Here is a 13,193-nt window from a genome sequence, read left to right as displayed (position 1 = left end):
CTCCCCGTTCTATAGGCTGCGGGCAATAGCCTGCACTTTGCAGCGGGCTGTTGCCAAAATGTTCACGCACAACTGGGCATAGCTGATGCCCTCCGCTTTGGCTGCCATCGGCACCAGCGAGTGGCTGGTCATGCCAGGAGAGGTGTTCATCTCCAACAACCAGGGACGATTTTGCTCGTCCAGCATAAAGTCGGCACGGCCCCAGCCTTCACAGCCCAGCGCATTAAAGGCGCGGACCGACAAATCCTGGATGTGGGCCGTCAATTCAGGCGACAAATCCGCCGGGCAGAAGTATTGGGTTTCGTCCGAGTAGTACTTGTGCTCGAAGTCGTAGTTACCCTGGGGCGCCACAATATCGATGACGGGCAAGGCGCGTGCCTGCTCACCCTGGCCGATAATGGGCACCGTCAGCTCGCGACCACGAATGAATTGCTCAGCCAGCACAACCGTGTCGTAATGCATGGCGGTTTCAAAGGCGGCGACCGCCTGATCGGCACGGTCCACACGCACGACACCGACCGTAGAACCTTCGTGGGGCGGCTTCATGATCAGCGGTACGCCCAGACGCTCCACTGCCCCAGCAACCTGGCTGGCATGATCCAGCTGCGCAAAGCCGGGGGTTGGCAGACCCAGGTGCTGCCACACATGCTTGGTCATGATCTTGTCCATGGCCAGGCTGGAGGCCATCACACCGCTGCCGGTGTAAGGGATGCCCAACCATTCCAAGGCTCCCTGCAACGTGCCATCTTCGCCGTAACGACCATGCAAAGCGATAAACACACGATCAAAGCCAGCCTGCGCCAGTTCGGTCAATCCTTTCTCGCCCATATCGAACAAATGCGCGTCCACACCCATGCTACGCAGGGCTTCATGCACACCTTGACCGGACATCAAGGACACTTCCCGTTCGGCGGACTTGCCGCCGTACAACACGCCGACCCGACCAAAATCCGCAGTCATGCCATTTCTCCCAGTTGAGCAGGAATCCGGCTGATGGACCCTGCACCCATTACCAACACCACATCGCCGTCACGGACAAAGTCCAGTACGGCTTGTGCCATATCGCTGATTTCGGCCACGAAAATGGGTTCGACCTTGCCGAGCACACGCACTGCGCGACTCAAGGCTCGGCCATCGGCGGCCACAAGGGGGGCCTCGCCAGCGGGATACACTTCTCCGAGAAGAACCGCATCGGCCTGGCTGAGCACCTGCACGAAATCTTCAAAGCAATCACGGGTACGCGTATAGCGGTGCGGCTGGAACGCCAACACGATCCGGCGATCTGGCCAAGCACCCCGTGCGGCCGCCAAGGTAGCAGCCATTTCGACAGGATGGTGACCATAATCGTCAACAACGGTAAACGTGCCGCCGCCTTGCGACTGGGGAACCGGGAAGTCGCCCACCAGGGAGAAACGACGGCCCACACCGGTAAACTCTTTCAGACCGCGGGCAATGACCTCGTCGCTCACGCCCAGTTCCGTGGCCACGGCGATAGCCGCCAAAGCATTGAGTACATTGTGTTTTCCGGGCAGGTTCAGGCACACGGACAACAAGGGAAGGTCGCCGCTCGCCCCCTTGCGCTGCACATCAAAACACATGGTGGTACCACGGCTTTCAATGTTGACTGCACGTACCTGAGCCTCCGTATCAATGCCATACGTGGTGACAGGGCGCGATACAAAAGGAATGATTTCGCGTACATTGGCATCGTCGTTACAGACGATGGCACTACCGTAGAACGGCAGACGGTGTGTGAAATCGATAAAGGCGCTTTTCAGTCGGGCCACATCATGACCATAGGTATCCATATGGTCCACGTCGATATTGGTGATGATGGCCATCACCGGCAACAGGTTCAGGAACGAAGCGTCGGATTCGTCGGCTTCCACCACGATGTAATCGCCCTGCCCGAGTCGGGCGTTGGCACCGGCTGAATTCAGGCGCCCGCCAATCACAAAAGTCGGGTCCAGATCGGCGGCCCCCAGCAAACTGGCCACCAGACTGGTGGTGGTGGTCTTGCCGTGAGTACCGGCCACCGCAATGCCGCGCTTCAGGCGCATCAGTTCAGCCAGCATCAGGGCGCGAGGCACCACAGGAATGCGCGCAGCACGAGCAGCCAGCACTTCGGGGTTATCGCCGGCAATCGCGGTCGATGTGACGATCGCGCCCATGCCGGCGACGTTTTCCGCCTTGTGGCCGATAACAATACGGGCGCCAAGCTGCTCCAGGCGACGAGTGACCGCCGTTTCCTGAATATCGGACCCACTGATGGCAAAGCCCAGGTTCAGCATGACCTCGGCAATGCCGCTCATGCCCGAACCGCCAATCCCTACAAAATGAATACGTTGAATGCGGTGTTTCATCTCACCCTCCTTGCCGCCTGCTGACATGCTTCGGCAATTTGCTGCGTGGCATTCAACTGTGCATGTTCTTGCGCGTGGCTGGCCACACGACTTAACTCTTCACGATCCAGCCCTTGCAACCACTGTGCAAGCCACTGGGCCGTCAACTCCGATTGTTTCTTGAGCCACGCGCCCGAACAGTCGCTCAGATAACGGGCGTTGGCTGTCTGGTGGTCGTCAATGGCATGAGGTAGCGGCACAAACAGGGCGGCCACCCCAATGGCGGCAACTTCGGCCACCGTCATGGCGCCAGCTCGGCAAATCAGCACATCAGCCTCTTTCATGGCCTGCGCCATGTCACCAATAAAGGCAGTGCACTCGGCCTGCACCTGATGCTGTGCATAGCGTTGTTGCAAGCTGTCCAGATGCTGCTGGCCGGACTGATGCGTGATCTGCGGGCGCTGCTCGGGCGGGATCAAGGCCAAGGCCTCGGGTACCACCTGGTTCAGCGCGGCGGCCCCCAGGCTGCCACCCACCACCAACAGGCGCAAGGGACCGCTACGTTTGGCATAGCGTTCAGCGGCAGGGCCTTGACCCACGAAGGCGTCACGCACCGGGTTGCCGACTGTCACCGCACCGGGCAAAGCGCCGGGAAAACCGGTCAGCACGCGGGTCGCCATTTTGGCCAGATAGCGGTTGGCCGTTCCCGCCACCGCATTTTGCTCATGCACCACCAGCGGGCGACGCGACACAAAGGACATCAGACCACCCGGAAAGGCGACATAGCCGCCCATGCCCAGCACGACATCCGGTTTGGCTTGCTGCAGACAGCGATGCGCCTGCCAGCAGGCACTGAGCAAGGTAAAGGGTAAGGAGAGCAACGCTTTCACGCCTTTGCCTCGTAATCCGGAAAATCGCAGAGGCAGCATTTTAATCCCATGCTGAGGAACCAGGCTACCTTCCATACGCTCTGGATGCCCCAGCCACAGCACGTTCCAGCCGCGCTGCTGCATGGCCTGTGCCACGGCCAGACCAGGCATGATATGCCCGCCCGTGCCGCCTGCCATGATCAGAATGGTTGGCGTGCTCATGTGCGCTTACCTCGCATCATTTGCCGGTTCTCAAAATCCACCCGCAGCAACAAGGCAAAGGCCATCAGATTCATCACAATCCCCGAGCCGCCATAACTGACCAAAGGCAAGGTCAGCCCTTTGGTCGGCAACAGACCCAGCACCACGCCAATGTTGATGAAAGCCTGCACGCCAAACCACAAAGCCACGCCTTGGGCAACGATGCCGCTAAAAAGACGATCCATTGCACTGGCCTGGCGGCCGATATTGAAGCTGCGCCAGACCAGAAAGCCAAAGGTCAGGATCAGGGCGGAAACACCCACAAAACCCAGTTCCTCGCCTATCACGGCAACGATAAAGTCGGTATGCGCTTCAGGCAGGTAATGCAGCTTTTCCACGCTGGAACCCAGGCCCACCCCAAACCATTCGCCACGACCCAGCGCAATGAGCGAATGCGACAGCTGATAAGCACTGCCATAGGCGTTATCAGGATTCCAGGGGTCCAGATAAACGAAAAGCCGCTCCCGACGCCAGGGAGAGAGCCAGATCAGCAAAAGAAAACTGCTGACCAGTATGCCCAGCAACGCCGAGAACAACTTGCCATTGATTCCGCCGATAAACAAAATGCCCACGGCAATGGCCACAATCACCATGAAGGCGCCCAGATCGGGCTCCATCAGCAACAGAACCCCCACCAGGCCCAAGGCCACAGCCATAGGCAAAAAGCCCCGCACAAAGGTTTGCAAATGCTGCTGCTTGCGCACCGTGTAATCGGCGGCGTACAGCACCATGGCTACCTTCATCAGTTCCGAGGGCTGGAAGTTGATGATGCCCAGGGGCAACCAACGGCGCGCCCCGTTCACCTCACGACCAATGCCGGGAATCAGAACCACCAGCAAAAGAAAAATGGAAAATGCAAACAGGGGGACGGCCAGCTTCTGCCAGACCCGCATGGGTACGGTGGCCGTGAACATGGCCAGCACCACCCCAACCACAATGAACAGAGCGTGGCGAATGACAAAATAGTAGCGGCCGTAGCTTTCATAGCGTGGTCCGTCTGCCAGAGCGATCGAGGCCGAGTACACCATCAGCAGCCCGAACAGGGTCAGCATCAGCGTGGCCGCCAACAAGGGGCGATCAAACACGGGTAATGCCGTACGTCCAGGGCGAACGGCATTGACACCCGAGGTCAGCTCAGCAAACAGACTCATGCCAGCTCTCCTCTATCCAGAGCCATTTCAGTGACTGCCGCCACAAAGCACAGACCACGATGGTGATAGCTCTTGAACATATCCATGCTGGCGCAGGCAGGCGACAGCAACACCACATCACCCGAACGCGCTTGCCCGGCGGCAGCCTGCACGGCCGCTTCCAAGCCCTCGCAAAAACGATGAGGAATATCGTGGGCCTGCAAAACAGCAGCGATCAATCTGGCATCCTGGCCGATCAAGAACACCTCTGCCACGCTATGCTTGGCGGCCATCGCCAAAGGTTCAAAGTCCTGACCCTTGCCCAAACCTCCCGCAATCAGCCAGACACGCTGATCAAAGCCACGCAGGGCAGCAACAGTAGCGCCCACATTCGTGCCTTTGCTGTCGTCCAGATACTGAACGCCATCGAGCACACGTACCAGCTCCACACGATGAGGTTCGCCTTGATAGGTGCGCAGGCCATTGAGCAGCTCGGCCCAACCCAGCCCCAGGCAGCGGGCCAGCAAAAGGGCGGCTTGTGCATTCAAGGCGTTATGACGACCCTTGATCTGCAAGGCCTCAACCGGCATCAGCCGCTTCAGGCCCCCTTTGCCACGAACAGTTCCTGCCGCGGCTGCGTGACGTTTTTTCAGGCCGGTGGCGGGCAGCTCAAAATCGGTAGGCTCGTTGGCCACCAGCCATTGCATGCCACCATCGGTCTGCAAGCCCAGATCACCCAGCAACACGGGCTTGTCCAGCCCAAAGCTGCGCACGGATTCCTGACTGGCATCGGGAATCATCGCCATGACGACAGGATCGTCACGGTTGACCAGAGCCACATCGCACATGCCATACAAACGCTGTTTGGACTGAACGTAGGCGTCCATGCCGCCATGCCAATCCAGGTGATCCTGGGAAATATTCAACACGACCGCCGCATCGGCCCGCAGACTGAACGTGCTATCGAGCTGGAAGCTGGACAACTCAAGCACCCACACTTGGGGCAAAGCCTGACTTTCCAGAGCATCACACAAGGCAGTCAAGGCAGCAGGGCTGATATTGCCCACGGCCCGCGCAGAGATACCGGCTTGCTCCAGCAAGTGGCGTGTCATGGCTGTAACGGTGGTTTTACCGTTGGTGCCGGTCACGGCGAGCACGCGGCTTTCCTGCCCTTGATCGGCCAGGTCCTTCAAGGCCCGAGCAAACAGCTCGATCTCGCCGATGATCTCGATGCCACGCTCCCGAGCCTGAGCCAAAAAGGCGGCCAGGGTGGGCTCCAGCGGCGACAGACCGGGACTGAGCACCAGCGTGTGTACATCCTTCAGGCTTTCGGTTTGCAAGGCCTGCGTGCCCAGACGCACATCCAGCGGCTCGCGGCTCAGCGCCTGGAGCATGTCCAGACCCTGCACCGTTTCACGCGTATCCGCCAAACGGACACCGGCTCCCTGGGCCAAGCACCAGCGAGCCGCAGCAAAGCCGGTCTCGCCTAACCCGAGGATAAGCATGAGACCGTCTTTGCGGATCGAAGGAAAACTCAGGGCATTCATCGCAATTTCAATGTAGACAGACCAATCATGACCAGCATCATGGTGATGATCCAGAAGCGGACCACCACCTGGGTTTCTTTCCAACCGCTGACTTCAAAGTGATGATGCAGCGGTGCCATCCGGAATATTCGCCTTCCCTGCCCGTAGCGCTTCTTGGTGTATTTGAACCAGGTCACCTGCAGCATGACCGACAAGGTTTCGACCACAAACACGCCACCCATAATGAACAGCACAATTTCCTGGCGTACGATCACGGCAATCGTGCCCAGCGCTCCGCCCAGGGCCAGTGCCCCTACGTCACCCATGAACACTTGCGCGGGATAGGCGTTGAACCACAGAAAAGCCAGACCTGCACCAGCGATGGCCGCGCAGATCACCAGCAGTTCGCCCGCGCCGGGTATATAGGGAAACAACAGATATTTGGAGTAGTCCACCCGACCGACAACATAGGCAAAAATACCCAGGGCGGAACCCACCAGCACGGTGGGCATGATGGCCAGCCCATCCAGACCATCGGTCAGATTGACAGCGTTGCTCGAGCCCACAATCACCGCCCAGGTCAAGACCACAAAACCGAGCACACCCAGCGGGTAACTCACAGACTTGAAAAAGGGCACGATCAGGTCAGCCTGAGCTGGCAGGGACATGGTGAAACCGCTCAAGACCCATTCTTTGAACAAAGGCCACAATTCGGTATTGGCGGGCACGGACACGGCAAAGCTCAGGTACACAGCCGCGATCATGCCGATCAAGGCTTGCCAGAAAAACTTTTGCCGAGAGGACATGCCCTCGGGGTCACGGTTCACCACTTTCTTGTAGTCGTCTGCCCAGCCAATCCAGCCAAAACCAAAGGTCACCAGCAAAACGACCCATACAAAACGATTGGTCCAGTCTGCCCACAACAGGGTGCTGATACCGATGGAGATGAGAATGAGCACACCGCCCATGGTGGGGGTGCCGTTCTTTTGCAAATGCGACTCGGGGCCATAGGCACGCACAGCCTGACCAATTTTCAGCTCAGTCAGCTTGCGAATAACCCAGGGACCCGCCAACAAGCCAATGGCCAGGGCGGTTGCGCTGGCCAAAATAGCACGCAGGGTGATGTACTCAAACACCGCGAAGGCGCGAATATGATCGTCCGAGAGCCAGCGTGCCAGTTCAAGAAGCATGGGTAGCCCCCTCGTTACGGGAGAAGTGGCTCTCCAGCGCAGCCACCACGCGCTCCATGCGGGCGCTGCGCGACCCCTTGATCAGCACATGGGACGGCTCCAGGGCCAGCAGGTAAGACACCATGTCTTCCAGAGTTTCGAACTGATGCGCACGCGCGCCAAAGGCTTGGGCGGCATGACTCGCATCGCCTCCCAGGGTCAGCAACTCATCCATGCCCCGCTCTTTGGCATAGGCACCCACTTCGGCATGCAGTTCGGAGCTGTTGTCACCGATCTCGGCCATATTGCCCAGCACCAGCACCTTGCGTCCTTTCAGTTGGGCCAGCACATCAATGGCGGCACGTACCGAATCCGGGTTGGCGTTGTAGGTATCGTCAATCAGTTGATAACCGGAGGACAGTTGCTTGGGCTGCATGCGGCCCGTTACAGGACGGAAGCTCTCCAAGCCTTGCACAATCGCAGTCAAGGGAGCACCGGCGGCATGTGCACATGCCGCTGCGGCCAAGGCATTACGCAGATTATGAATACCAGGGCTGTGCAGGGTCAGGGCCGTAGACTGGCCGGCCACGTGCAGCACAAAGCGGGTTTGAGCAGGTTCGACGAACATGTCCGCCGCAAAAACGGTTTCCTGGCCGCTGAGACCAAAACGCAATACAGCGCGCGCCCCTGCCCGTTCAGCCCACATGGCGCTAAACGCATCGTCATCCGGAATGACCAAGGCACCATCCTGAGGCAGCGCATCAATGACAGCGCCATTTTCACGCGCAACCGCTTCCACGCTGTGCATGAACTCCTGGTGTTCGCGCTGGGCATTATTAATCAGAGCGATCGTCGGCCGTACCATCGCGGCCAGCACGGCGATCTCACCGGGGTGGTTCATGCCCATTTCAAGTACCGCGGCTTTATGCTCGGCACTCAGGCGCAGGATGGACAGGGGAACGCCCAGATCATTATTCAGGTTGCCGCGGGTGGCCAGGCTTTCCGACTCGCCCAGCCAGGCACGCAAAATCGCAGCAATCATTTCCTTGGTCGTTGTCTTGCCATTGCTGCCGGTCACGCCGATCATGGGAATGTCAAAACGCGAACGCCACTCGGTGGCCAGACTCATCAAGGCACGACGGGTATCGCCCAGCACAATTTGCGGCAGGTCCACACCAGGATCACGCTGCGCCACAATCGCCGCAACGGCACCCTGCTCCCTGGCTTTTTCCAGATAGCGGTGACCATCAAACTGCTCACCACTCAGGGCCAGAAACACCTCGCCTTTGCTCAGGCTGCGCGAATCCGTGCTCAAGCGTACGCCACGCAACCACAGCAAGGCGGCTTTCGCCCAGTCAGTGTCATCAAACACCGAGCGCTCGCCTTGTACTTCCTGATAGGTTTCATGGCCTTTGCCGGCCAGCAATACGATATCTTCCGGGCTGGCCGCCCAGATGGAGGACAGAATTGCACGGGCGCGATCCATTTGTACCGCTGGCGCCTCTGGCATGCCGGCCACAATCTGGCGAATGATCTCGGCGGGGTCTTCAAAACGGGGGTTGTCTGTGGTCACCAGCACGCTGTCGGCCAGACGGGCCGCCACCTCGCCCATGATGGGACGCTTAGTGGTGTCGCGATTACCGCCACAACCAAAGACACAAATCAGCTTGCCGCCGCGCACACGGGCGACGTCGCGCAGGGCTTGCAGGGCGCGCTCCAAGGCATCGGCCGTGTGGGCATAGTCCACCACAACCAACGGCAAGGGCGAACGACCCGCCGTGCTCTTGGGTGTCACGATCTGCAAGCGGCCGGGAACCGACTCCAGCTTGTCCATGATACGAGCGATCTTGGACACAGGCCAGCCCACTTCCTGCAGCACACCGGCCACTAGCAAGAGGTTGGCCACGTTATGCTCACCGAGCAGATGGGTGAGAATCTGGGCGGTGCCATGAGCAGTGACCAGATTGAATACCTGGCCATCAGCACCGGTATGCACGTCCTGTGCCAGCAAATCCACATCGGGCTGGCTCATGGAGTAAGAAATCACACGCGCAGCCAGACCGGCCTGCATCAACTCACGGCCCATTGCATCATCAGCATTTACCACAGCGCTGCGCAAACCGGGCCAGCTGAACAGACGCAATTTGGCCTGCTTGTAGGCTTCCATGCTGTGGTGATAGTCCAGATGATCGTGGGTCAGGTTGGTAAACCCGGCAATATCAATACGGACACCATCCAGACGACCCTGCTCCAGACCGATGGACGAAGCTTCCAGCGCAACGGCATTGCCGCCTTGGGCACGAATAGCGGCCAGGCTACGGTGCACGGTCAATACATCCGGAGTAGTCAGGACACCCCCCAGATTGGAGCCATCGGGCAAGGTCACGCCCAACGTACCAATGGTGCCGCAAGGCACTTGAGAGTGATTCAGGGCGGAAGCCACCCACTGCACGGTCGATGTTTTGCCATTGGTGCCGGTCACAGCCACCACAGTCATGGCCTCGGAAGGACGTCCCCACCATTGGTGGGCCACTTCACCGAGCAAGGCGCTCAGGTTGGGGACCTGCAACACAGGCACGCCAGGATCGACAGCCTGATCGCCCTGCTCGCGCACAATGGCGACGGCCCCCTGCTGCACAGCCTGAACTTCATATTCACGACCATCCCCATGGTAGCCACGGCAAGCAAAAAACGCGTCACCCGCCTTGATCTGGCGGGAATCCAAACACAGATTGGCCGTGGGCGCGACATGCTGCGCCAGCCACTCCAATATTGCTGCGGCGTTCATCGTACATTCTCCGTACCGGGGCCAACAGCCACCAGCGAATCTATGGGCGCATCAGGCTGGACACCTAGGCGTCGCAAGCTCCGGGCCACAATTTCTGAAAAAACAGGCGCGGCAATACGCCCGCCGTAGTAGTTGGAACTATGGGGCTCGTCAATGGTGACGGCCACGACAATACGAGGATCGGAGACAGGCGCAAAACCGACAAAAGAGCCGCGATACAAGGACTTGCTGTAGCGTCCGTCCACAATCTTGCGCGCTGTACCGCTCTTGCCGGCTACGCGATACCCCTGAACCTGAGCCAGACGGGCGCCTGCCGGGCCGGCCGCGGCCTCCAGCATGGCACGCACTTCCGCAGCGACTTTGGGGGTGTAGACCTGAACACTGGCCGGTTTGCCTTCACGCTTGAGCAAAGTCATGGAGACCATGTCGCCATTACGCGCAAACGCCGTGTAGGCGTGGGCAATCTGCAGCAGGGAAACAGACAGGCCATAGCCATACGACATGGTGGCGCGTTCAATCGGACGCCAGCGCTCCCAGGGACGCAGCCGCCCACTGGCAATGCCCGGAAAATCGGCCTGAGGAGAACGGCCAAAGCCCAGCTCGGTAAACTTGTTCCACATTTCCTGCGAGGTCAGCCGCTCGGAAATCATGGTCATGCCAATATTGCTGGAACGACGCAAAATGCCGGCCGCATCCAGCATGCCGTTATTGCGGCTGACGTCGCTGATCACGCTGCCCTGATACCGATACTGGCCATTGCCTGTATTGAACTGGGTGGAGGTCGTGATGCGGTTGATGTCCAGCGCCAAGGCGACGGTGAACGGCTTCATGATCGAGCCGGGCTCAAAAGTGTCAGTCAGGGCACGGTTACGCAGGGCCGGACCCTTGCGGTCATCCCTGTCGTTGGGGTTGTAGGTAGGCAGATTCACCAGGGCCAGAATTTCCCCGGTTTTGACGTCCATGACCACGGCAGCCGCGGCATTGGCCTTGACGTCCTCCATCCCTTTTTTCAGTGCGGTGTAGGCATCAAACTGCAGGCCGGCATCAATCGACAAATGCAGGTCCTGGCCGTGAGTAGGCGGGATGATGGCGCGAACGTCTTCGACGACACGACCCAGACGATCCCGAATCACACGGCGCGAACCCGGTGTGCCCGACAAGGCGGAGTTGAAGGCCAGCTCAATACCTTCAATGCCTTGGTCCTCAATATTGGTAAAGCCCACAATGTGCGCCATCACATCCCCTTCGGGATAGAAGCGCCGCATTTCTTCCTGCTGGTGGATGCCCGGTATTTTCAGTTCCGCAATCTGGGCGGCAACGTCCACGTCCACTTGCCGCTTGATATAGACGAAATTGCGGTCCTCAACAGACAAACGGCGCTCGATATCGGACTGGCCCATACCCAGCAGCTTGGCCAGTTGACCGATCTGCTCGGGCTTGGCATTGCGGGCATCATCGGGAATGGCCCAAATAGCCTTGACCGGCACACTGGAGGCCAGCACAACAGACCCGCTACGGTCAAAAACCTTGCCACGCATGGGCGGCAGCACCTGGGTGCGCTCATAACGGCGCTCACCCTGCTGCTGCAAAAATTCGGTGGACAGGCCCTGTAAGTACAGGGCTTTGACGATCAATGCCCCAAAGCCCAGAAATAAAAGAACCAGCACCAAACGTGAGCGCCAGAACGGAATCTGCACGCTCAGGACGGGATTGTCGTGATAGCCGAATCGTCTCATGGGCGCCCCCCGGGCTGCGCCTGATTCGAACTCAACTCACCGCCTTGCAAGTAAAGCGTACGCTCCGGGGAGCTAAGCACCAGACCCAGCTCGTTGCGGCCGATGTCATCCACCCTGGCGTTACGCGCCAGTTCGGCACGCTCCAGTTGCAAGCGACGCCAATCCGTATCGAGCTCACGGGCCTTGGTGACCAAACGATCGGTTTGCACGAACAGCTCGCGCGCCTGATAGCGCGCCGTCACCAGGGAGATGGCCGACAGCATCAACACCAAAGAAAGGGTGATGACCAGGCGCATCATCGGCGGCCTCGCTTGCCAGCAGGCTGACGGCGGTAGGCGGCCTGTTGCAGCAGACGATCACTGGCGCTGCGCATCCAGTCCTGGGGAATGGGGGTAGCGGTGCGTTGCACCACGCGTAGTACCGCCGAGCGGGCTCGGGGATTGTCGCTGGACTCCTCATCCGTGGGCAGGATTCTGCCCAGCGACTGCACCAACGGTTGGGGCAAGTCTTTTTCAAGAATGGGTAGACGTGACTGTTCCTGCGCAGGGCGCGCAGCCGCGTTCATGAACTGTTTGACCATACGGTCCTCCAGCGAATGAAATGCAATCACCGCAAGCCTGCCACCCGTCGCCAATCGACTCAGAATTGACGGAAGCGCGTGCGCGAGCTCTTCGAGCTCACGATTGAGGTAAATCCGTATAGCCTGGAAGGTCCTGGTTGCCGGATGTTGACCCTTTTCGCGCGTGCGGACGACACCGGCGACGAGCTCGGCGAGATCACGCGTTGTATGTAGCGGGCGGGATTGGCGGCGATCAACAATCGCCTTTGCAATCTGGAAAGCAAACCGTTCTTCGCCATATTCTGCAATGACCTCCTTTAAATCTTCCACGCTGACGTCGGCCAGCCACTGTTCAGCGGTCAAACCGCCGCTGGTATCCATGCGCATGTCCAAAGGACCTTCACGCATGAAAGAAAAACCTCGTTGCGCGTCATCGATCTGAGGCGATGAAATGCCCAGATCCATCATGACGCCCTGCAATGGACCTGCATCCAGTTCATCCAGAGCCTGGGCCAGATCACCAAAACCACTATGCACCACTGTCACGCGGCTATCTTGTGCGGCCAGCTCCTGGGCCACGGCAATGGCCTGCGGGTCCTTGTCGATCACAATCAGGCGCCCCTGAGGACTTAGGTGCGACAGCAACAAGCGGCTGTGCCCACCCCGACCAAACGTGCAATCTACGTACACACCATCGACCTGCCCGTGCAGTGTGGGGTTTTGCGCCCAGCGCCGAGCCTCAAAGGACGGATCCACGAGGGCCGCCACCGTAGGCTCCAGCAGCACGGATCGATGTACCAGCGTCATGACTTA

General features: G+C 59.2%; 10 protein-coding genes. All 10 read right to left on the bottom strand.

The window, feature by feature from the left end:
* Positions 1–9: 9 nt before the first annotated feature.
* From RSQ48_RS03775 to rsmH, 10 genes are read right to left on the bottom strand one after another with little or no spacing between them, the layout of a single operon-like run.
* The gene (locus RSQ48_RS03775; protein ID WP_415302174.1) at positions 10–960 is read right to left on the bottom strand and encodes a D-alanine--D-alanine ligase; all 951 of its coding nucleotides are present in this window, start codon (positions 958–960) and stop codon (positions 10–12) included.
* Positions 957–2,363: a UDP-N-acetylmuramate--L-alanine ligase gene (gene murC / locus RSQ48_RS03770; protein ID WP_003803547.1), complete on the bottom strand. Its 1,407-nt coding sequence runs from the start codon at positions 2,361–2,363 to the stop codon at positions 957–959. The genes RSQ48_RS03775 and murC overlap by 4 nt, the downstream gene beginning before the upstream one ends.
* Positions 2,360–3,433: an undecaprenyldiphospho-muramoylpentapeptide beta-N-acetylglucosaminyltransferase gene (gene murG / locus RSQ48_RS03765; protein ID WP_003803549.1), complete on the bottom strand. Its 1,074-nt coding sequence runs from the start codon at positions 3,431–3,433 to the stop codon at positions 2,360–2,362. The genes murC and murG overlap by 4 nt, the downstream gene beginning before the upstream one ends.
* Positions 3,430–4,623, bottom strand: coding sequence for a putative lipid II flippase FtsW (ftsW, locus tag RSQ48_RS03760; protein WP_003803551.1), 1,194 nt, complete (start codon positions 4,621–4,623; stop codon positions 3,430–3,432). The genes murG and ftsW overlap by 4 nt, the downstream gene beginning before the upstream one ends.
* Positions 4,620–6,149: a UDP-N-acetylmuramoyl-L-alanine--D-glutamate ligase gene (gene murD / locus RSQ48_RS03755; RefSeq protein ID WP_131071322.1), complete on the bottom strand. Its 1,530-nt coding sequence runs from the start codon at positions 6,147–6,149 to the stop codon at positions 4,620–4,622. The genes ftsW and murD overlap by 4 nt, the downstream gene beginning before the upstream one ends.
* Positions 6,146–7,318 (bottom strand): phospho-N-acetylmuramoyl-pentapeptide-transferase, encoded by a 1,173-nt coding sequence (mraY, locus tag RSQ48_RS03750; RefSeq protein WP_003803555.1) that lies wholly within the window; start codon positions 7,316–7,318, stop codon positions 6,146–6,148. Before mraY ends, murD begins: the two co-directional genes overlap by 4 nt.
* Positions 7,308–10,085, bottom strand: coding sequence for a bifunctional UDP-N-acetylmuramoyl-L-alanyl-D-glutamate--2,6-diaminopimelate ligase MurE/UDP-N-acetylmuramoyl-tripeptide--D-alanyl-D-alanine ligase MurF (gene murF / locus RSQ48_RS03745; RefSeq protein ID WP_415302173.1), 2,778 nt, complete (start codon positions 10,083–10,085; stop codon positions 7,308–7,310). Before murF ends, mraY begins: the two co-directional genes overlap by 11 nt.
* The gene (locus RSQ48_RS03740; RefSeq protein ID WP_003803558.1) at positions 10,082–11,821 is read right to left on the bottom strand and encodes a peptidoglycan D,D-transpeptidase FtsI family protein; all 1,740 of its coding nucleotides are present in this window, start codon (positions 11,819–11,821) and stop codon (positions 10,082–10,084) included. Before RSQ48_RS03740 ends, murF begins: the two co-directional genes overlap by 4 nt.
* A complete protein-coding gene (gene ftsL, locus RSQ48_RS03735) occupies positions 11,818–12,120 on the bottom strand; it encodes a cell division protein FtsL (RefSeq protein WP_003803561.1) in 303 nt (100 codons plus the stop codon). Before ftsL ends, RSQ48_RS03740 begins: the two co-directional genes overlap by 4 nt.
* Positions 12,117–13,187, bottom strand: a complete 1,071-nt coding sequence (gene rsmH, locus RSQ48_RS03730; RefSeq protein WP_003803562.1) for a 16S rRNA (cytosine(1402)-N(4))-methyltransferase RsmH — start codon at positions 13,185–13,187, stop codon at positions 12,117–12,119. The genes ftsL and rsmH overlap by 4 nt, the downstream gene beginning before the upstream one ends.
* Between the last annotated feature and the right edge of the window lie 6 nt (positions 13,188–13,193).

Origin of the sequence: Alcaligenes sp. SJTW-7 (assembly GCF_047716895.1) — a bacterium.
GTDB lineage: Bacteria > Pseudomonadota > Gammaproteobacteria > Burkholderiales > Burkholderiaceae_B > Alcaligenes > Alcaligenes ammonioxydans.
This window is presented reverse-complemented; position numbering and strand designations above follow the sequence as displayed.